Annotated in this window: 19 protein-coding genes; 10 read left to right on the forward strand and 9 right to left on the reverse strand. The window is 67.2% G+C overall.

Annotated elements, in window-relative coordinates:
• Window positions 1-69 precede the first annotated feature (69 nt).
• Window positions 70-1,953: a molecular chaperone HtpG gene (htpG, locus tag OOB33_RS23545; protein WP_271010418.1), complete on the reverse strand. Its 1,884-nt coding sequence runs from the start codon at window positions 1,951-1,953 to the stop codon at window positions 70-72.
• A gap of 170 nt (window positions 1,954-2,123) precedes the next feature.
• Between htpG and OOB33_RS23550 the strand changes: the two genes are divergently transcribed.
• Complete coding sequence (locus OOB33_RS23550; protein WP_271010419.1) at window positions 2,124-2,795, forward strand: trimeric intracellular cation channel family protein; 672 nt, start codon at window positions 2,124-2,126, stop codon at window positions 2,793-2,795.
• 14 nt (window positions 2,796-2,809) lie between these two features.
• On the opposite strand, the gene OOB33_RS23555 is transcribed toward OOB33_RS23550, so the two are convergent.
• From OOB33_RS23555 to OOB33_RS23570, 4 genes are all read right to left on the reverse strand, one after another.
• Complete coding sequence (locus OOB33_RS23555) at window positions 2,810-3,121, reverse strand: hypothetical protein (RefSeq protein WP_102766125.1); 312 nt, start codon at window positions 3,119-3,121, stop codon at window positions 2,810-2,812.
• A gap of 68 nt (window positions 3,122-3,189) precedes the next feature.
• Window positions 3,190-4,317: a 3-deoxy-7-phosphoheptulonate synthase gene (locus OOB33_RS23560; protein WP_171827707.1), complete on the reverse strand. Its 1,128-nt coding sequence runs from the start codon at window positions 4,315-4,317 to the stop codon at window positions 3,190-3,192.
• Window positions 4,318-4,600: 283 nt separating this feature from the next.
• Window positions 4,601-6,064, reverse strand: coding sequence for a metalloprotease TldD (gene tldD, locus OOB33_RS23565; RefSeq protein WP_102766123.1), 1,464 nt, complete (start codon window positions 6,062-6,064; stop codon window positions 4,601-4,603).
• Window positions 6,065-6,128: 64 nt separating this feature from the next.
• Window positions 6,129-7,004: a LysR family transcriptional regulator gene (locus OOB33_RS23570; RefSeq protein WP_171827708.1), complete on the reverse strand. Its 876-nt coding sequence runs from the start codon at window positions 7,002-7,004 to the stop codon at window positions 6,129-6,131.
• Between the two features lie 110 nt (window positions 7,005-7,114).
• On the opposite strand from OOB33_RS23570, the gene OOB33_RS23575 reads away from it, so the two are divergent.
• Window positions 7,115-7,585: a DUF4188 domain-containing protein gene (locus OOB33_RS23575; RefSeq protein WP_102766121.1), complete on the forward strand. Its 471-nt coding sequence runs from the start codon at window positions 7,115-7,117 to the stop codon at window positions 7,583-7,585.
• Between the two features lie 196 nt (window positions 7,586-7,781).
• On the forward strand, window positions 7,782-8,141 hold the full coding sequence (locus OOB33_RS23580) for a hypothetical protein (protein WP_102766120.1): 360 nt from the start codon (window positions 7,782-7,784) through the stop codon (window positions 8,139-8,141).
• A 53-nt stretch (window positions 8,142-8,194) separates the two neighbouring features.
• Here OOB33_RS23580 and rsmI read toward each other — a convergent pair whose 3' ends face one another.
• Window positions 8,195-9,115, reverse strand: coding sequence for a 16S rRNA (cytidine(1402)-2'-O)-methyltransferase (rsmI, locus tag OOB33_RS23585; protein ID WP_271010420.1), 921 nt, complete (start codon window positions 9,113-9,115; stop codon window positions 8,195-8,197).
• On the opposite strand from rsmI, the gene OOB33_RS23590 reads away from it, so the two are divergent.
• From OOB33_RS23590 to OOB33_RS23600, 3 genes are all read left to right on the forward strand, one after another.
• Entirely contained in the window at window positions 9,108-9,551 is a 444-nt protein-coding gene (locus tag OOB33_RS23590) for a YraN family protein (protein WP_271010421.1), read from the forward strand. The two genes, rsmI and OOB33_RS23590, sit on opposite strands and share 8 nt — an antisense overlap.
• Window positions 9,552-9,660: 109 nt before the next feature.
• Window positions 9,661-10,233, forward strand: a complete 573-nt coding sequence (locus OOB33_RS23595) for an SIS domain-containing protein (protein ID WP_271010422.1) — start codon at window positions 9,661-9,663, stop codon at window positions 10,231-10,233.
• Window positions 10,234-10,317: 84 nt separating this feature from the next.
• Window positions 10,318-10,962, forward strand: a complete 645-nt coding sequence (locus tag OOB33_RS23600; RefSeq protein WP_223696757.1) for a BON domain-containing protein — start codon at window positions 10,318-10,320, stop codon at window positions 10,960-10,962.
• Window positions 10,963-11,011: 49 nt separating this feature from the next.
• Here OOB33_RS23600 and OOB33_RS23605 read toward each other — a convergent pair whose 3' ends face one another.
• From OOB33_RS23605 to OOB33_RS23615, 3 genes are all read right to left on the reverse strand, one after another.
• The gene (locus tag OOB33_RS23605) at window positions 11,012-11,953 is read right to left on the reverse strand and encodes an NAD(P)-dependent oxidoreductase (protein WP_271010423.1); all 942 of its coding nucleotides are present in this window, start codon (window positions 11,951-11,953) and stop codon (window positions 11,012-11,014) included.
• 56 nt (window positions 11,954-12,009) lie between these two features.
• Window positions 12,010-13,146 carry a PilT/PilU family type 4a pilus ATPase gene (locus OOB33_RS23610; protein WP_102766116.1) on the reverse strand — a complete coding sequence of 379 codons (1,137 nt, stop codon included), beginning with the start codon at window positions 13,144-13,146 and terminating at the stop codon, window positions 12,010-12,012.
• 144 nt (window positions 13,147-13,290) lie between these two features.
• Window positions 13,291-14,334, reverse strand: a complete 1,044-nt coding sequence (locus OOB33_RS23615; RefSeq protein ID WP_102766115.1) for a type IV pilus twitching motility protein PilT — start codon at window positions 14,332-14,334, stop codon at window positions 13,291-13,293.
• A 26-nt stretch (window positions 14,335-14,360) separates the two neighbouring features.
• Between OOB33_RS23615 and OOB33_RS23620 the strand changes: the two genes are divergently transcribed.
• The 4 genes from OOB33_RS23620 (at window position 14,361) to OOB33_RS23635 (ending at window position 18,624) form a co-directional block, all read left to right on the forward strand.
• Window positions 14,361-15,107, forward strand: a complete 747-nt coding sequence (locus OOB33_RS23620; protein ID WP_271010424.1) for a YggS family pyridoxal phosphate-dependent enzyme — start codon at window positions 14,361-14,363, stop codon at window positions 15,105-15,107.
• A complete protein-coding gene (locus OOB33_RS23625; RefSeq protein ID WP_333780351.1) occupies window positions 15,104-16,525 on the forward strand; it encodes an aminotransferase-like domain-containing protein in 1,422 nt (473 codons plus the stop codon). Before OOB33_RS23620 ends, OOB33_RS23625 begins: the two co-directional genes overlap by 4 nt.
• 74 nt (window positions 16,526-16,599) lie before the next feature.
• Window positions 16,600-17,337, forward strand: coding sequence for a c-type cytochrome (locus OOB33_RS23630; RefSeq protein WP_271010425.1), 738 nt, complete (start codon window positions 16,600-16,602; stop codon window positions 17,335-17,337).
• The gene (locus OOB33_RS23635; RefSeq protein WP_271010426.1) at window positions 17,338-18,624 is read left to right on the forward strand and encodes a c-type cytochrome; all 1,287 of its coding nucleotides are present in this window, start codon (window positions 17,338-17,340) and stop codon (window positions 18,622-18,624) included. It begins immediately after the preceding gene.
• Window positions 18,625-18,717 lie beyond the last annotated feature (93 nt).

Raw genomic sequence — 18,717 nt, forward strand, 5'->3', positions numbered from 1 at the left:
CGCGCGCTCCGCATGAAAAAGCACGCCAGATGGCGGGCTTTTTTCATCGAGCAGGACGTTGAGGAAACATCAGCCCAAGAGCATGGCGTTGACACGGCGCACGTAGGCGGCCGGGTCCTCCAGATGGCCGCCCTCGGCCAGGACAGCCTGGTCGAAGATCACCTGGGCCAGATCGTCGAACTGGGCGGCGCCGTCCAGCTTCTTGATCAGGGCGTGCTCGGCATTGATCTCCAGGGTCGGAAGCGAGGTGGGCGCGGCTTGACCGGCCTGCTTGAGCAGGCGGGCCAGATGGCCGCTCATATCGCCCTCTTCCACCACGATGCAAGCGGGCGAGTCGACCAGACGGGTGGAGACGCGCACGTCCTTGGCGCGGGCCTTCAGCGCTTCCTTCAGGCGGTCCAGCAAGGGCTTGAAGGTTTCAGCCGCTTCCTCGGCCTTCTTCTTTTCCTCTTCGTCCTGCAGCTTGCCCAGATCGATGGCGCCCTTGGCCACCGATTGCAGCGGCTTGCCTTCGAACTCGAACAGGTGGGACAGCATCCACTCGTCCACGCGGTCGGTCAGCAGCAGCACCTCGATGCCCTTCTTGCGGAAGATCTCCAGCTGCGGGCTGTTCTTGGCGGCGCTCAAGCTGTCGGCGGTGATGTAGTAAATCGCCTCCTGGTCTTCCTTGGCGCGCTTCAGGTAGTCGGCCAGGGACACGCCTTCGTCGGCCTGGGTGGAGGCGAAGCGCAGCAGCTTGGCCAGGCGCTCCTGGTTCTGGTGGTCTTCGCCGATGCCTTCCTTGAGCACCTGGCCGAAGTCCTTCCAGAAGTCGGCGTACTTGGCGCGATCGGCTACATCCTCGCTGTCGGCCAGCGATTCCAGCATGCCCAGCACACGCTTGGTCGAACCCTCGCGGATGGCCTTCACATCGCGGCTTTCCTGCAGCAGCTCACGGCTGACGTTGAGCGGCAGGTCGGCCGAGTCGATCACGCCCTTGACGAAGCGCAGATAGACCGGCATCAACGCCTCGGCGTCATCCATGATGAAGACGCGCTTGACGTAGAGCTTGACGCCACCGCGCTTGTCGCGGTTCCACAGGTCAAACGGCGCCTTCTTGGGGATGTAGAGCAGCTGGGTGTACTCGCTGCGGCCTTCCACGCGGTTGTGGGTGTGGGCCAGCGGCGCCTCGGTGTCGTAGCTGATCTGCTTGTAGAACTCGTCGTACTGCTCTTGCGTGATCTCGCTCTTGGAGCGCGACCACAGGGCCGAGGCCTTGTTGACCGACTCCCATTCGTCCTTGACCACCTGTTTGGCGGCCTCGGCATCCCACTCTTCCTTCTTCATCAGGATGGGCAGGGAGATGTGGTCGGAGTACTTGCTGATGACCGACTTCAGGCGCCAGGTCTTGAGGAACTCATCCTCGCCCTCGCGCAGATGCAGGATCACATCGGTGCCGCGGCCGGCCTTGGTGATGGTCTCCACCTCGTAGTCGCCTGTACCCTCGGACGTCCAGCGCACGCCCTCTTCGGCCTTCAGGCCGGCGCGACGGGTTTCGACCGTGATGCGGTCGGCGACGATGAAGCCCGAGTAGAAGCCCACGCCGAACTGGCCGATCAGGTTGGCATCCTTCTTCTGGTCGCCCTCCAGCTTGGCCATGAACTCGCGCGTGCCGCTCTTGGCGATGGTGCCCAGGTGGGCAATGGCTTCCTCGGCGCTCATGCCGATGCCGTTGTCGCTGATGGTGACGGTGCGGGCGGCCTCGTCAAACGAGACCCGAACCTCCAGGTTCGGCGTGTCCTCGAAGAGCTCGGCATGGTCCAGCGCTTCGAAGCGCAGCTTGTCGCAGGCGTCCGAGGCATTGGAGACCAGCTCGCGCAGGAAGATTTCCTTGTTGGAGTACAGCGAATGGGTGACGAGGTGCAGGATCTGCTTGACCTCGGCCTGGAAGGCATGGGTTTGTTTTTGTGTCATGGCGTGCCCGTGGATCTTTGAAAAACAAAAGACAAACAATAAGACGATGGGCGCGGAACGGCCTGCCGCCCGCACTGGTGAGCGGGATGTGGGGACGCGCGCGTGAGCTTCAAGAGCCCGGGCTGCAAGTTTTGCCGGGCGACCGGGTGGGGCTGCGAAAATCCGGCCCCATGTATCCCGCTGCTGCCGACGACAAAGAATCCCTGACCCCGCGCGCCCGCGCCATCCTGTACTGGATGGATCTGGCCGGCGTGGCCGTGTTCGCCAGCAGCGGCGCCCTGGCCGCCATGCAGGCCGGGCTGGACCTGTTCGGCGTGCTGGTGCTGGCCGCCATCACCGCCATCGGCGGCGGCACCCTGCGCGACCTGCTGCTGGGCCGCCACCCCATTTTCTGGATGACGGACACGCGCTACATCAAGGTGATCGGCCTCACCGCCCTGCTGACCGCCCTGGCCGCCAGCCGCTGGAGCCAAGCCCTGGCCAGCGGCCATGTCGCCCTGGTGCTGGCCGACACCCTGGGCCTGGCCTTGTTCGCCTTGTGCGGCGCCGAGATCGCCGAAGAGGCCGGCAAGCCACGCCTGGTGGTCGTGCTGCTGGGCACCATCACCGCCAGCGGCGGCGGTGTGCTGCGTGATCTGCTGACCGGCCAGGTGCCCCTGCTGCTGCGCCGGGACATCTACGCCAGCGCGGCCATCGGCGGCATTGCGGCCTATCTGCTGCTGCGGGCCCTGGGCCTGCCGCGCCAGATCGCCTTCTTCAGCGGCATGCTGGTGGTGGCGGCTCTGCGCCTGGCATCGCTGCAGCTGGGCTGGCAGCTGCCAGCGCCTCAGCTGCAGGCCTGATCGGGCCCACAGGCTCAGTACGACAGCGTGCGCTTGGCCACGTCGACCTTGAGCAAGGCCTTGCTCAAGGCGCCGCTGGTGGCACGGGCGTAGTCCATGGCCCAGGCCGGGTCGCTGAAGGCCGCCGGGCCCACGGCCGCGGCCACGCCGAGAATCTTGTCGGCCAGCAAGACCTTGCCCGAGCCACGCATGGGCTCGCACTCGTTCTTGACGTACTGCTCGTCCAGCCACTTGCGGGCGGCCTCAAAGCTCAAGACTTCCTCGGCATCCACCACCAGATCGAACTGCTGGAGTGGGCTGAACACGACCTTCACTTCACTGCGCATCGCGGGCCTTTCGGGGCTGGAACGGCCCGATTCTGGCTCAGAACCGGGCCGCCGGGCAGGGACTCAAATCACGCGCGCGCCGCCTTCACCGCGGCACTGAGCACCTCCAGCACTTCGAGCGAATCGTCCCAGCCCAGGCAGGCGTCGGTGATGCTCTTGCCGTACTCCAGCTTGCGGGCATCGTCCTTGCCCGGCGTAAACTTCTGGGCGCCGTCGTGGAGATGGCTTTCGACCATCACGCCGAAGATGCTCTGGCTGCCAGCGCGAATCTGCGCCGCCACATCGCGCGCCACCTCGAGCTGACGCAGGTGCTGCTTGGAGCTGTTGGCATGCGAGCAATCCACCATCAGCGTGGTGTCCAGCTTGGAGGCGGCCAGGTCCTTGCAGGCAGCAGCCACGTTCTCGGCGTCGTAGTTGGGCGCCTTGCCGCCACGCAGGATCACATGGCAGTCCTTGTTGCCCTTGGTCTCGACGATGGCGACCTGGCCGTTCTTGTGCACCGAGAGGAAATGATGGCCGCGGGCGGCTGCCTGGATGGCGTCGGTGGCGATCTTGATATTGCCGTCGGTGCCGTTCTTGAAACCGATCGGGGCCGAGAGGCCCGAGGCCAGCTCACGGTGCACCTGGCTCTCGGTCGTGCGCGCGCCGATGGCGCCCCAGGAGATCAGGTCGCCGATGTACTGAGGCGAGATCACGTCCAGGAACTCCGAGCCAGCCGGCACGCCCAGGCGGTTGATCTCCAGCAGCAGCTGGCGGGCGATGCGCAGGCCTTCATCGATGCGGTAGCTCTCGTCGAGGTAGGGGTCGTTGATCAAGCCCTTCCAGCCCACCGTGGTGCGCGGCTTCTCGAAGTAGACGCGCATGACGATCTCCAGCGTGTCTGCGTACTTCTCGCGCTCGAGCAGCAGGCGGCGTGCGTACTCCAGCGCCGCAGCCGGGTCGTGGATGGAGCAGGGGCCAATGATGACCAGCAGGCGGTCATCCTTGCGCTGCATGATCTTGCGGATGCTCTGGCGCGTGCCGGCGATCAGCTGCTCCATCGGCGTGCCGCGGATCGGGAAGAAACGGATCAAGTGCTCCGGCGGCGGCAGCGGCGTGATGTCGACGATGCGCTCGTCATCGGTCGCGCTGGTCTTGTCCTCTTGCGAGTACCAGCGTTCAGCCTGAATCTCCGGTTTGGCGGACTTGGCATTCATGGGCGTGACTCTCACTTTCCGTGGTCTGTGTTCGATGCAGCGCGGCTCAAGAGACGAAAAAAAACCGCCAGGTGGTGGACCCGGCGGTTTCTTGAGATTTGTGCGCTGTGCTTGCTTGTCTTGCTTGGCTTACGCGCTCACCTCTCGGCCGCCGGTGCGGTCAGAGAACCAAAAAAAGCTAAAGAAATAGGTCTTCGGCGAGTGCATGAGCTGGAATGTAGCACGCAGTTTTTGACAAACGCTCAGCGCCGAACGGGGCACTGAGGTCTTGGCACAACAGGTCTCAGGCGGTGCCGCCCACGGTCAGGCCATCGATGCGCAGGGTCGGCTGACCGACACCCACGGGCACGCTCTGGCCTTCCTTGCCGCAGACGCCCACGCCCGTGTCCAGCTGCATGTCATTGCCGATCATGGTGACGCGGGTCAGTGCATCCGGGCCGTTACCAATGATGGTCGCGCCCTTGACCGGGTACTGGATCTGGCCGTTTTCCACCCAGAAGGCTTCGCTGGCCGAGAAGACAAACTTGCCCGATGTGATATCCACCTGACCACCGCCGAAGTTGGTGGCGTACAGGCCCTTCTTGATGCTGGCGATGATTTCCTTGGGGTCCTTGTCGCCACCGAGCATATAGGTGTTGGTCATGCGCGGCATGGGCAGGTGGGCATAGCTCTCGCGACGGCCATTGCCGGTCGGAGCCACCTTCATCAGGCGGGCGTTCATCGCGTCCTGGATGTAGCCCTTGAGGATGCCGTCCTCGATCAGCACATTGCGCTGCGAGGCGCAGCCCTCGTCGTCGACATTGAGCGAACCGCGGCGGTCGGGGATGGTGCCGTCGTCCAGCACCGTCACGCCCTTGGCGGCCACACGCTGGCCGATGCGGCCGGCGAAGGCGCTGGAGCCCTTGCGGTTGAAGTCGCCTTCCAGGCCGTGACCGATGGCCTCGTGCAGCAGCACGCCGGGCCAGCCAGGGCCCAAGACCACGGTCATCTCACCGGCCGGGGCCGGGCGCGAGTCGAGGTTGGTCAGGGCCGCATTGACCGCCTGATCGACGTAGCTGGCGATCATCTCGTCGGTGAAATAGGCCAGGCCGAAACGGCCGCCGCCGCCGCCGCTGCCCACCTCGCGGCGGCCGTTGCTCTCAGCAATCACGGTCACCGACATACGCACCAGGGGCCGCACATCGGCGGCCAGGGTGCCGTCGGCGCGCGCCACCAGCACCACATCATGTTCGGCGGCCAGGCCGGCCATGACCTGGGCCACACGCGGATCCTTGGCCCGGGCCATGCGCTCGGCGCGCTCCAGCAGGGCGACTTTCTCGGTGCTGTCCAGGCTGGCGATCGGGTCGGCCGCGCCGTAGAGCGCACGGCTGGGCGCCACCGTGCCGACGCTGGGCACCTTGACGCGGCGGCTCTGGCCGGCGGCGGCGATGCTGCGCACGGTCAGGGCGGCGTCCATCAGGGCCGCTTCGGAAATATCGTCGGAGTAGGCAAACGCGGTCTTCTCGCCGGCCACAGCGCGCACACCCACGCCCTGGTCGATGCTGAAGGAGCCGCTCTTGACGATGCCCTCCTCCAGGCTCCAGCCCTCGGCACGGGTGGTCTGGAAATACAGGTCGGCATCGTCAACCCGGTGTTCGGTGATCAGGCGCAAGGCCTTGGTCAGAACATGTTCACTGAGGCCGTAGGGCTCCAGCAATTGGCTGCGGGCTGCTACCAGGCGGGCAAGAGTGGGTTCGCGCGAGATCATGCGAGCCATTGTAGGAGCGGGCGCGGCCGCGCAGGGGCGGCGCCCGATTGGCCCTGCCGCTGAATCAGAACGGCCGCGCGAAGGCCTGGGCCAGGGCGTCGAAGATCACCCGCAAGCGCGGCGTATCGCGCAGCTCGCGGTGGGCGGTCAGCCACAGAGGCAGCGGCTCGATCGGCAGCTCATGCAGCACCTGCTGCAGCGCCGGGTCGCGTTCACCCAGGGCGACGGCGCTGACGGCCAGGCCCATGCCGGCGCGCATGGCCTCCCAGACCACCACCTGGTTGTCGCAGCGCAGGCCAAAGAAGCTCACCGGCACCGGCATGCCGGCCGCGGCAAAGCCGCGCAACATGCGGTCCGAGCGGTCGTAGCCCAGCCAGTCGTGCTCCAGGACATTGGCCATCTGCGGCAGGCCGCGACGGGCGATGTAGTCGCGGTGGGCAAACACGCCAACCGGCCATTCGCTGAGCTTGCGCGCCACCAGCATCTCCTGCTCGGGCCGCACCATGCGCAGGGCGATGTCGGCGCTGCGCTGCTGCAAATCCTCCTGCTCGTTGCTGACCACCAGCTCGATCTGCACCTCGGGGTAGCGCTGGCGCAGGGCATGCAAGACCGGCGGCAGAAAATAGGTGCTCACCGTATCGCTGGCGGTCAGGCGCACCGTGCCGGCCAGCGATTGATCGCGCGCGGCCAAGGCCAGGGCCAGCTCCTGCGCGCCCTCGCGCATGCGCCGTGCGGCCGGCAGCAAGGCCTGGCCGGCCTCGGTCAGGCTCAAGCCCCGGCTGTGGCGCTCGAACAAGGCCTGGCCCAGCGACTCTTCCAGCGCCACCAGCTGCCGGCCCAGGGTGGGCTGGCTCAGACCCAGCTGCGGCGCAGCCCGATTGAGCGAGCCGGCTTCGGCCAGGGCGAGAAAAATCTGCACATGCGACCAATCCAGTGCCATGCGGCCCCCAATTCAAAAATGAATATCTGGGTCGCAATATAGCCAGTTCCGAAACACGAAGCCGGCGCCGACACTGCAGCCCTGTCGATGTTTCCCTGACTCCCTCCTTCATGATCCACGCTCAAAGAATGACGGCCCAGATCGACGGCGACTTTGTCGTCTTCCTGATTGGCATGCGCATCAACAAACCCTGGTTGCTGCACAAATGGTGGCCAGTGGCGGCCGTCATGCCACGCATGCTGGCCGAGCTGCGCGCCCAGCCCGAGCGCGGCCTGCTGCACGCCGAGATGTGGTTCAGCCGCACCGTCATCGGCGTGCAGTACTGGCGCTCGATGGACCAGTTGCTGGCCTACGCGAAAGACCGCCAATCGGCCCACCTGCCGGCCTGGGCGGCCTTCAACAAGGCCGTCGGCAACAACGGCACCGTCGGCGTCTGGCACGAGACCTACTCGGTGCGAGCCGGCGAGCACGAGAGCATCTACCTGAACATGCCGGCCTTTGGCCTGGCTCGGGCAGGTGCACTGCAACCGGTGCAGCCGCATCGCGACAGCGCCGCGCAGCGCTTGCGGCGTGAGGCCTGATGACTGAAGCCTGAACCCTGAGCCCTGAACCCGACAGGCACAGTGGCACACAGAGCTTCACGGATCTTTACCGCCCAGCAGTCACCGCAGCGCGAGAAGGCGGCGTTGTGAACAGCATCAAGCCCGCACATCCGCAGCTTGATCCCACCCCACCACCCCCTGCCCTCGGGCCGGATCGACACAAGGTCTTCACCCCATGAACGCTGCCGCCACGATGATGACTCGCAAGCTCCGCCTCTCCCTGATCGGCACGGCCCTGCTGGGCCTGATCGCCAGCACCGCCCAGGCCCAGACGCCCGCCACCCCGCGCGTGGACCAGCGCCAGGCCCACCAACAGGCCCGCATCGCCCAGGGCGCCGCCTCGGGCGCCTTGACCGCCCAGGAAACCCAGCGCCTGGAGCGCGGCCAGGCCGCCGTGCAGAACGCCGAAGCCCAGGCCAAGGCCGATGGCACCGTCACCCAGCAAGAGCGCCGCCATCTGCACCGCATGCAGGAGCGCAAGAGCGCGGCCATCCACCGCGCCAAGCACAACGAAAAGACCGCGACGGGTCAATAAGGGCCTGAGCGCTGACGTGCTGGCGCCAGACGCCAGCCCACACCCCGCCAGGATCAATCCTCAGCGGGGTTCTTCTTTCGTTCCAAGGCCAGCTCGTAGAGGCGGTTGCGCGAAGCGCCGCTCAACTCGGCCGCCAGGCTGACGGCTTGCTTGAGCGGCAGATCGCGCAGCAAGAGATCCAGCGTGCGCAGGGTCTCCGCCGGCAGGTCCTCGGCTGCGGTCTGGCTGGCGCGCACGGCGTGGAGCACCAGCACAAACTCGCCACGTTCGCGCTGTGCATCGGCGGCCAGCCAGGCCGGCAGGCTGGCGGCCGGCGCGGTGTGCACGGTCTCGAACTGCTTGGTCAGCTCGCGGCAGACCGTCACCCTTTGTTCCGGGCAGAGCTCGGCCAGCAGCGCCAGCAAGGCCTCGATGCGGTGCGGCGCCTCGAACAGCACCTGGCTGCGCCGGCTGCCCGTCAAAGCCTGCAAGGCGCTGCGGCGCTCGGCATTCTTGGTGGGCAGGAAACCCGCGAACTCGAAACCTTCGGCCGCCGTGTCGCCGGCCACGCTGAGCGCCGTGACCGTGCTGCTGGCACCCGGCAAGGGCAGCACGCGCAGCCCGGCCGCGGCCACCGCCGCCACCAGCACCGCGCCAGGGTCGGAGATGGCGGGCGTGCCCGCATCGCTGATGTAGGCGATGCGCTCGCCCTGCTTCAGCCGCGCCAGCAAGTCGGCGCTGGCCTCATGCTCGTTGTGCTGATGCAGCTTGACCAGAGGCTTGTGCAGGCCCAGATGGCGCAACAGGCCGGCGCTGACCCGGGTGTCCTCGCAGGCCACCGCATCGACCAGGCTCAGCACATGGACGGCCCGCAGGCTGATGTCCGCCAGATTGCCGATGGGCGTGGCCACCACATAAAGCGTGGCTGCAGGATACTGCTGGCCACCCGCGGTGGCTGCAGCCGCCTGCAGGAGCAGGGAGGCATCGATGTTCAAGTGGGCTTCTCCGAAAAAGACGGGCGCGTCGGCCAGCAAGGCAGCCGCAACAGCAAGCAGCGGCACGCCGACGGCGCGCCAGCGCCTAGGCCAGGCCGCCGAGGATGCGGCCCTGCACCATCTGCAGGCCCAGGGCCTGCAATTGCTGGAGCGCAATTATCGGGTCGCCGCCGGGCCGCGCGCCCGCGCGGGCGAGGTGGATCTGATTCTGCGTGCCCGCGACGGCACCCTGGTCTTTGTTGAGGTGCGCGCCCGGGCCGGCCTCTCGCACGGCGGCGCGGCGGCCAGCGTCACTGCCCGCAAGCAGGCCCGGCTGATTTACGCGGCCCAGCATTACCTGCTGCGGCATGCCAGCCCACCGCCTTGCCGCTTCGATGTGGTGGCGATCGATGGCGATCAGGTGGAGTGGCTGGTCGCGGCCTTCGATGCGGCTTGAGGAATTCGGGGCCTGCTTCAAGACCCGGCCTCTGCGCCCCCGCGTGCCGGATCGCGCGCCCTGGGCGGCGAACCCAGGGTTTGCCTGCACTCGCTTATGATCCCGCCACATGCTAGAGCAAAGAATCCAAACCCAGTTCTTCGAAAGCGCCGACCTGCTGTACCAGGTGGCCGAGAACCTGTCGCGCCCTCTGGCCGACGCCGCGCAGATGCTGATCGAGGGCATCACCAGCGGTGGCCGCGTGCTCTGCTGCGGCCAAGGTCTGTCGGCCCTGGATGCCAGCTATATGGCCGCCCTGCTGGTGGGCCGCTTTGAACAAGACCGCCCCGGCCTCGCCGCCTGGGCCCTGGACGGCCAGGCCCACGGCTGCAGCGCCGAGACCGCCCTGACCCGCCAGGTACAGACCCACGGCCACCCCGGTGATCTGCTGCTGATCTTCGAAGCCCAGCCCGATCAGCAAGCCCGCTGGGCACCGGTGCTGGAGGCCGCTCACGCTCAGGAGATGAGCGTGATCGCACTGACCGGCAGCCCCACTGACGAAATGCGCGCCCTGCTGCAAGACACCGATGTGCAGATCCGTGTGCCGCACAACCGCGCCGCACGCGTGTCCGAGGCCCAGCGTCTGCTGGCGCACTGTCTGTGCGACGCGCTCGACCTGCAATTGCTGGGCGCGAGTGAATGAATGAATGAGCCGGCAGAGCCTTCACGCTCCGCCGCCCGTCCCCGCCGCGCCCCTTCTTCACCGACTCACAGCCAAGCCCTGCCCATGAAACTGCTTCAACACCGCAACGCCCGAACCTCGGTCCTGCTGCTCGCGCTGGGCGCAGCCTTCATGTCCACCGCCTGCGCCCCCCTGGTGCTGGGTGGTGCCATGATGGGCGGCGCCCTGGTCGCCACCGACCGCCGCACCTCGGGCACCCAGGTCGAAGACCAAGGCATCGAGTTCAAGACCTCCACGCGCATCCGCGAGCAGGTCGGTGACAAAGGCCATGTCAACGTCAACGCCTACAACCGCATGGTGCTGCTGACCGGTGAAGTGGCCAGCGAAGCCGAACGCGCCCGGGTCGAGAAGATTGCCGCCGAGGTCGAGAACGTGCGCCAGGTGTTGAACGAAACCGCCGTGCTCGGCAACAGCTCGCTGAGCAGCCGCGCCAGCGACGTGACCCTGGCCAGCAAGATCAAGCTCAGCCTGGTCGACGCCCGCGACCTGATCTCCAATGCCTTCTACGTGGTGGTGGAGCGCGGCACGGTCTACATCATGGGCCGCGTCACCGAGCGCGAGGCCAACCGCGCGGTCGAGATCGCCCGCGGTGTCAGCGGCGTGCAAAAAGTGGTGCGCGCCTTCGAGATCATCAGCGAAGAAGAACTGGCCCGGCTGACACCCAAGCGCGTCGAGGGCGCCGGTAAGTAAACCGGCAAGTAAACGAGCAAATGAGCCGGCCAACAAGCCGGCGATTTGCCTACTTCAGGCGCTGGATCAGGCTGGACGTGTCCAGCCGGCCACCGCCCGCAGCCTGCACATCGGCATAGAACTGGTCGACCACGGCCGTCACCGGCAGGCGCGCACCGTTGCGACGCGCCTCGTCCAGCACCAGACCCAGGTCCTTGCGCATCCAGTCGACGGCAAAGCCGAAGTCAAACTTGCCGTCCACCATGGTCTTGCCGCGGTTGTCCATCTGCCAGCTCTGGGCCGCGCCCTTGCCGATGACATCGAGCACCTGCTTCATGTCCAGGCCGGCCTTGTCGCCAAAGGCGATGGCCTCGGCCAGGCCTTGAACCAGGCCGGCAATGCAGATCTGGTTGACCATCTTGGCCAACTGACCCGCGCCCGACTCGCCCACCCGTGTCACCGCCTTGGCCATGGCCAGGGTCACCGGGCGGATCTGCTGGAAGGGCTCGGCATCGCCACCGCACATCACGGTCAGCGCACCATTGACGGCACCGGCCTGACCGCCCGAGACGGGTGCGTCGACGAAGTGCAGGCCCAGGCGCCGCGCCTCGGCATGCAGCTCACGGGCGACCTCGGCCGAGGCCGTGGTGTGATCCACAAACACCGCGCCCGGCGCCATGCCGGCGAAGGCGCCCTGCTCGCCCAGCACCACCGAGCGCAAATCCTCGTCATTGCCCACGCAGGCAAACACGAGGCGCGCACCTTGGGCCGCTTCGCGCGGCGTGGCGGCGGCGCGGCCGCGCTCTTGCCCCTCTTGAGCCACCCAGGCCTCAGCCTTGCTGGCGGTGCGGTTGTAAACCGTCACCTGGTGGCCGGCGCGAGCCAGATGGCCGGCCATGGGATAGCCCATCACACCCAGGCCCAGAAAGGCCACAGGCTGAGAAGGAAGGGCGTCGTAAGCGCGCGCGGCGGCGCCGGTGGGGAGATTGGGGAGGGGGGTGGCAGCGTTCATGCCCCGACTCTAAACCAGGGCCGTGCTCGGCCGCTGCCGCGGCCGCAACTGCTGGCTCAGAGAATGGTGAAGTGCTCGGTGCCGGTGCTCAGATCGCCGGAACGCGCGCGCTCGCTGTTGAGCTTGATCTGCAGACGCAGGTCGTTGACCGAATCGGCATTGCGCAGCGCGTCTTCGTAGGTGACCTTGCCGCTCTCGTAGAGGTCGAAGAGCGCCTGGTCGAAGGTCTGCATGCCTTGCTCGCGGGAGCGCTTCATGATTTCCTTGATCTCGCCGACCTCGCCCTTGAAGATCAGGTCCGACACCAGCGGCGTGTTGAGCAGGATCTCGACCGCCGCCACCCGGCCCTTGCCCTCGCGGCGCGGCAGCAGGCGCTGCGAAACCAGGGCGCGCAGATTGAGAGACAGGTCCATCAGCAGCTGGCTGCGCCGCTCTTCGGGGAAGAAGTTGATGATGCGGTCCAGCGCCTGGTTGGCGCTGTTGGCGTGCAGGGTGGCCATGCAGAGGTGGCCGGTTTCGGCGAAGGCCACGGCATGCTCCATGGTCTCACGGTCGCGCAGCTCGCCCATCAGGATCACATCGGGCGCCTGGCGCAGGGAGTTCTTCAGGGCCGACTCCCAGCTGTCGGTGTCGATGCCAACCTCGCGCTGGGTGACGATGCAGTTCTTGTGCGGATGCACGAACTCGATCGGGTCTTCGATGGTGATGATGTGGCCGAAGGTGGTCTGGTTGCGCTCATCGATCATGGCGGCCAGCGAGGTGCTCTTGCCCGAGCCGGTGGCGCCAACCACGATCACCAGGCCGCGCTTGAACTGCACCACCTCGCGCAGCACCGGTGGCAGGTCCAGCGAGGCAATGGTCGGCAGATCGGCCGGAATCGTCCGCAGCACCAGGCCCACCGAGCCCTGCTGCAAAAAGGCATTGACGCGGAAGCGGCCAATGCCTTGCGGCGAGATGGCGAAATTGCATTCCTTGTTGCGCTCGAATTCGGCCGCCTGCTTGTCGTTCATGATGGAACGCGCCAGCTGCAGCGTGTGCTGGCCGGTCAGGGGCTGGGGCGAGACCTTGGTGACCTTGCCGTCGACCTTGATGGCGGGCGGAAACTCGGCCGTGAGGAACAGATCCGAGCCCTTGCGCGAGATCATCAGGCGCAGCAGATCGTTGATGAATTTCGAGGCCTGATCGCGTTCCATGAGTGAGTCGTCCTAACCGTCTGCTTGAATTGACCGGCGGCAATGTAGCAGGCTCGCAAGCGGGTGATGGGCTGATTTGCCCGGAAAGTTCTGCCGTCACTCCCATGGCTTTGCCATAGGAGTGACGTCAAACTTCCCAGGATGTCATCCTGGGAAGTTTTCCGGAAATTTGGCTTTGGCGCGGGCTTCGGCGGCTGAGATGATGTTGCGGCGCACCAGGTCGGTGAGGTTCTGATCCAGGGTCTGCATGCCCACGCTGTTGCCGGTCTGGATGGCCGAGTACATCTGCGCGACTTTGTTCTCGCGGATCAGATTGCGGATGGCCGAGGTGCCCAGCATGATCTCGTGCGCCGCCACCCGGCCCGAGCCGTCCTTCAGCTTGCACAGGCTTTGCGAGATCACGGCCACCAGGGATTCGGACACCATGGCCCGCACCATTTCTTTTTCAGCAGCGGGGAACACATCGACGATACGGTCCACGGTCTTGGCGGCGGACGAGGTGTGCAAGGTGCCGAAGACCAAGTGGCCGGTTTCCGCCGCGGTCAGGGCCAGGCGGATGGTTTCCAGGTCACGCATTTCACCAACCAGCACGGCGTCAGGGTCTTCGCGCAGCGCCGACTTCAGCGCGTTGGCAAAGCTCATGGTGTGCGGGCCGACCTCACGCTGGTTGATCAGGCTCTTCTTGGACTCGTGCACGAACTCGATCGGGTCCTCGATGGTCAGGATGTGACCGTACTCGTTTTCGTTGAGGTGGTTGACCATGCCGGCCAAGGTGGTGGACTTGCCCGAGCCCGTGGGGCCGGTCACCAGCACCAGGCCGCGCGGGCGCAGGGCCAGCTCGGCAAAGATCTTGGGGGCGTTGAGCTGTTCCAGCGAGAGGATCTTGCTCGGAATGGTCCGAAACACGGCGCCGGCGCCGCGGTTCTGGTTGAAGGCATTGACCCGGAAGCGCGCCAGGCCCTGGATCTCAAACGAGAAGTCCACTTCCAGCGACTCTTCGTAGATCTTGCGCTGCGAGTCGTTCATGATGTCGTAGACCATGTCGTGCACCTGGCGGTGTTCCAGGGCTTCGACATTGATGCGACGCACATCCCCATGCACGCGAATCATCGGTGGCAAGCCGGCCGAGAGGTGCAAGTCGGAGGCCTTGTTCTTGACCGAAAATGCGAGCAGTTGGGTGATGTCCATGATTGAGAGAAAGAGCCTGGGTCATTATGGCGACGATAGCGAACAACATACAAGAACAGCACCGTCGCATCGCCGCCGCCTGCGAGCGTGCAGGGCGCGCGCAGCATAGCGTGAGCCTGCTGGTCGTCAGCAAGACTTTCCCGGCGGCGGCGGTGCGCGAGGCCCATGCCGCGGGCGAACGCGCCTTCGGCGAGAACTATGTGCAAGAGGGCCTGGACAAGATCGCCGAGCTCGCAGACCTCCGATCGCAGCTGGCCTGGCACCTGATCGGCCCCTTGCAGAGCAACAAGACCCGGCCGGTGGCCGAGGCCTTTGACTGGGTGCACAGCGTGGACCGGCTCAAGACCGCGCAGCGCCTCTCGGAGCAACGCCCGGACACCTTGCCGCCGCTGAACATTTGCTTGCAAATCAATATCAGCGGCGAGGCCAGCAAGAGCGGCATCGCCCCGGCCGATCTGCCCACGCTGGCCCGTGCGGTGGCCGCCTTGCCGCGCCTGCGCCTGCGCGGCCTGATGGCCGTGCCGGAAGCGGCCGCAGACTTTGAAGCACAGCGCCAGCCGCACCGTGCCCTGGCCCGCCTGCTGGCCGACTTGAAGCAGCAAGACCCGCCCCTGTTCGGCGGCTTGGACACCTTGTCCATGGGCATGAGCGCCGATCTGGAGGCGGCCGTGCTGGAAGGCGCCACGATGGTGCGCATCGGCTCGGCCATCTTCGGCGCGCGCAGCTATCCCGACAAAAGCCCCAGCAGCAGCAACCACAGCGCCCCCGCGTGATCCCGCGCTACCAGCAGCTGGCCGATGAATTGGCCGGCATGATCGCGCAAGGCGCACTGCGCGCCGGCGATCGCCTGCCCTCGGTGCGTCAGACCTGCCAAAGCCGCGGCCTCAGCGCCGCCACGGTGTTCCAGGCCTACCACCTGCTGGAGGCGCGCGGCCTGGTCCAGGCCGCGGCCCGCTCGGGTTACTTCGTCAGCGCCCATGCTGGTTCAGCGCAAAGTCCGACGCGACCGTCGCCCGCAAGCGATGCCGCACCTCACACCATCAGCGAGCAGGTCTTCGTACTGCTGCAGAGCAGCCGCGAACGCGGGCTGCTGCCCCTGGGCTCGGCCTTTCCCTCCACCGAGCTGTTCCCGCTGGAGCGCCTGCGCCTGGCGCTGGGCGCCGGCATGCGCAAGCTGGAACCCTGGCAGATCAGCGCCGAGCTGCCCCTGGGCCTGGAAGCCCTGAGGCGCCAGATCGCCCTGCGCTATCTGCGCCTGGGCTTGCGCGTGGCGCCGGAGGACATCGTCATCACCAATGGCGCGCTCGAAGCCCTGCAACTCTGCCTGCAGACGGTGACCCGGCCGGGTGATGCGGTGCTGGTGGAGTCACCCTGTTTTTATGCCGCGCTGCAGGCCCTCGATCGCTTCGGCCTGCGCGCCATCGAAGTACCGACCGACCGCGCCGAGGGTGCCGATCTGCAGGCCATGGCCCGCCTGATCGCGCAGCACCGGCCGCGCGCCTGCTGGCTGATGAGCAGCTTCCAGAACCCGCTGGGCTGCACCCTGCCACCCGACAAGAAGCGCGCCCTGGTGGCCTTGCTGGAAGCCGAAGACGTGGCCCTGATCGAGGACGATGTCTACGCCGAGCTGCACCACGGCGCGGAGCCGGTGCTGCCGGCCAAGGCCTTCGAGCAGCGCGGCGGTGTGATGCACTGCGGCTCATTTTCCAAATGCCTGGCGCCGGGCTATCGCATCGGCTGGGCCCTGGGCGGGCGCTGGGCGCCGCAGCTGCAGCGCAGCAAGCAGATGAGCAGCCTGAGCAGCTCCCTGCCGGCGCAAGCCGCCCTGGCCGAGTATCTGCAGGACGGCAGCTTCGATGCCCATCTGCGCCGCCTGCGCGAGGCCTTGGCCCGCCAGATGCGCCGCATGGCCGCCGCCCTGGCCCAGCACATGCCGGCCGGCAGCCGGGTCAGCGAACCGGCCGGCGGCTACTTCCTCTGGCTGGAGCTGCCCGATGGCTGCGACAGCCTGGCCTTGCTGCCGCGGGCGCGCGAACAAGGCTTCAGCCTGGCGCCGGGGCCGCTGTTTTCGGCGCAGGGTGAGTTTGCCGCCTGCCTGCGCCTGAACTGCGGCCACCCCTGGGGCCCGGCTTGGGAAACTGCCATCGCCGCGCTCGGCGACATGGCCCGAGCGCAGCTGGCGCAGCGCTGAGCACCCGCTGCTCCATATGTTTTCTGGCAGCTCTGCGCCTGTGCCCGGCCGGAGGTGACGGGGATAATCCCGCCATGCCTTCCTTACCGATTCTTGCCCGTGCGCGCCTGGCCGCAGCGGGCCTGCTGCTGAGCCTGTTCTGCGCCGCCTCAGCCTCCGCCGCTCCAGTTTCCCCGGCCCCCGCCGCCACCGTCGAAGACACGATCGCCCAGCGCGCCCTGGCCTGCACCCAATGCCATGGCCAGCAAGGCCGCGCCGCCGCCGACGGTTACTACCCGCGCCTGGCCGGCAAGCCGCAGGGCTATCTCTACAAGCAGCTGCTCAACTTCCGCGATGGCCGGCGCCACTACGGCTTGATGAGCGATCTGGTCGACCCCTTGAGCGATGCCTATCTGAACGAGCTGGCGGGCTACTTCGCCAACCTGCACCTGCCCTACCCACCGCCGCAAACCCCGGCCCTGCCGGCTGCAGCGCTGAGCCGCGGCCAGGAGCTGGTGCTCAAGGGTGACCCGGCGCGCAAGCTGCCGGCCTGCGTGCAATGCCATGGCCAGCAGCTGACCGGCGTGCAGCCCTTCATCCCCGGCCTGCTGAGCCTGCCGCGCGACTACCTCAACGGCCAGCTCGGCGCCTGGCGCAGCGGCCAGCGCCGCGCCGTGGCGCCCGACTGCATGGCCTGGATTGCCAAGCAGCTCAAAGAAGATGAGATCAACGCCATCTCGCATTGGCTGGCCGGCCAGCCCATGCCCGCCGGTGCCCGCCCGGCCGAGAGCCTGCCTGCGCCCCTGCCCATGGAATGCGGGGGGCTCAAGTAAATGAAGCTCCGCTACAAGATCCTCGCCGCGCTCGCCGCCGGTCTGCTGCTCGCCGCCCTGGCGGTACAGCGCCTCAACCACCTGGACGAGAGCGCGCCACGCAGCACACCCTTCCAATCGAGCCCGGCCCTGGTCGAGCGCGGCGCCTACCTGGCCCGCGCCGGCAACTGCATGGGCTGCCACACCGCCCGTGGCGGCGCCGAGTACGCCGGCGGCCGCGCCATCCCCACGCCCTTCGGCAGCGTCTTCAGCTCCAACCTCACACCCGATGCCGAGACCGGCCTGGGCCGCTGGAGTGCCGATGAATTCTGGGCCGCCCTGCACAACGGCCGTGGCCGCGACGGCCGCTTGCTGACGCCCGCCTTCCCCTACGACAACTACGCCCTGGTCACGCGCGAAGACGCAGATGCGCTGTTCGCCTACCTGCAAAGCCTGCCCGTCGTGGCCCAGCCGCGGCGCGAACATGAGCTGCGCTTCCCCTACAACACGCAGGCGGCGCTGGCGGTCTGGCGGGCGCTGTACTTCCGGCCGGCCGTGTTCCAGCCCGATGCGCAGCGCTCGGCCGAATGGAACCGTGGCGCCTACCTGAGCCAGGGCCTGGGCCACTGCAATGCCTGCCACGCCAGCCGCAACAGCCTGGGCGCCACCGCTGGCCTGAACGATTTCTCCGGCGGCATGCTCGATGCGCTGGGCTGGTACGCGCCCTCGTTGCACGATCCGGCCGAAGGCAGCGTCGCCAACTGGAGCGCACCCGCCCTGCAGCAATGGCTGAAAAGCGGCCGCAACGATCAGGCCAGCGCGCTCGGGCCCATGAGCGAGGTGATCCGCGGCAGCACCCAGCACCTCAGCGATGCCGATCTGTCCGCCATGGCCAGTTATCTGCAAAGCCTGCCGCAGCACAGCAAGCCCGCCGCAGCGCCGGAGCGCCGCCCCGAGCTCAAGCTGCGCGAGCAAGGCGCCCAGCTGTTTGCCGACCACTGCGCCAGCTGCCACGGCGGGCAGGGCCAGGGCGTGCCCGGCATCTACCCGGCCCTGGCCGGCAACCGCGCGCTGCTGATGGCCAACCCGGCCAATCTGCTGCGCATCATCCAGCGCGGCGGCTTCGCGCCCTCGACCGCCGGCAACCCGAGGCCCTTCGGCATGCCGCCCTTCGCCGGCGTGCTCAGCGACACCGAGCTGGCGGCGGTGGCCAGCTATGTGCGCACCGCCTGGGGCAACCAGCCCCAGGGCGCGCCCGATGTGCGGCCGCTCGATGTGCTGCAGGCCAAGGACCAGCGGGTCGACTGACGGAGCGGCCCGCGAAACGGTAGTTCTTCACGCGAGGCCGGCTCGCCTCGCGTGCCCGGCCTGCGCGTAACCGCAGCGTCACACGGCAACTTC

Source organism: Paucibacter sp. B51 (genome assembly GCF_027863535.1).
GTDB classification, from domain to species: Bacteria; Pseudomonadota; Gammaproteobacteria; order Burkholderiales; family Burkholderiaceae_C; genus Paucibacter_A; species Paucibacter_A aquatilis.

What these genes read in the sequence shown, in the direction of transcription:
- OOB33_RS23600 (WP_223696757.1), top strand. Translation starts at nt 10,318, where the DNA reads ATGAAACTGCTTCAACACCGCAACGCCCGAACCTCGGTCCTGCTGCTC.
- tldD (WP_102766123.1), bottom strand. Translation starts at nt 6,064, where the DNA reads ATGATCTCGCGCGAACCCACTCTTGCCCGCCTGGTAGCAGCCCGCAGC.
- OOB33_RS23595 (WP_271010422.1), top strand. Translation starts at nt 9,661, where the DNA reads ATGCTAGAGCAAAGAATCCAAACCCAGTTCTTCGAAAGCGCCGACCTG.
- OOB33_RS23620 (WP_271010424.1), top strand. Translation starts at nt 14,361, where the DNA reads ATGGCGACGATAGCGAACAACATACAAGAACAGCACCGTCGCATCGCC.
- OOB33_RS23630 (WP_271010425.1), top strand. Translation starts at nt 16,600, where the DNA reads ATGCCTTCCTTACCGATTCTTGCCCGTGCGCGCCTGGCCGCAGCGGGC.
- OOB33_RS23590 (WP_271010421.1), top strand. Translation starts at nt 9,108, where the DNA reads ATGTTCAAGTGGGCTTCTCCGAAAAAGACGGGCGCGTCGGCCAGCAAG.
- OOB33_RS23550 (WP_271010419.1), top strand. Translation starts at nt 2,124, where the DNA reads ATGTATCCCGCTGCTGCCGACGACAAAGAATCCCTGACCCCGCGCGCC.
- OOB33_RS23605 (WP_271010423.1), bottom strand. Translation starts at nt 11,953, where the DNA reads ATGAACGCTGCCACCCCCCTCCCCAATCTCCCCACCGGCGCCGCCGCG.
- OOB33_RS23570 (WP_171827708.1), bottom strand. Translation starts at nt 7,004, where the DNA reads ATGGCACTGGATTGGTCGCATGTGCAGATTTTTCTCGCCCTGGCCGAA.
- OOB33_RS23580 (WP_102766120.1), top strand. Translation starts at nt 7,782, where the DNA reads ATGAACGCTGCCGCCACGATGATGACTCGCAAGCTCCGCCTCTCCCTG.
- OOB33_RS23560 (WP_171827707.1), bottom strand. Translation starts at nt 4,317, where the DNA reads ATGAATGCCAAGTCCGCCAAACCGGAGATTCAGGCTGAACGCTGGTAC.
- OOB33_RS23555 (WP_102766125.1), bottom strand. Translation starts at nt 3,121, where the DNA reads ATGCGCAGTGAAGTGAAGGTCGTGTTCAGCCCACTCCAGCAGTTCGAT.
- OOB33_RS23610 (WP_102766116.1), bottom strand. Translation starts at nt 13,146, where the DNA reads ATGGAACGCGATCAGGCCTCGAAATTCATCAACGATCTGCTGCGCCTG.
- OOB33_RS23575 (WP_102766121.1), top strand. Translation starts at nt 7,115, where the DNA reads ATGATCCACGCTCAAAGAATGACGGCCCAGATCGACGGCGACTTTGTC.
- htpG (WP_271010418.1), bottom strand. Translation starts at nt 1,953, where the DNA reads ATGACACAAAAACAAACCCATGCCTTCCAGGCCGAGGTCAAGCAGATC.
- OOB33_RS23635 (WP_271010426.1), top strand. Translation starts at nt 17,338, where the DNA reads ATGAAGCTCCGCTACAAGATCCTCGCCGCGCTCGCCGCCGGTCTGCTG.
- OOB33_RS23615 (WP_102766115.1), bottom strand. Translation starts at nt 14,334, where the DNA reads ATGGACATCACCCAACTGCTCGCATTTTCGGTCAAGAACAAGGCCTCC.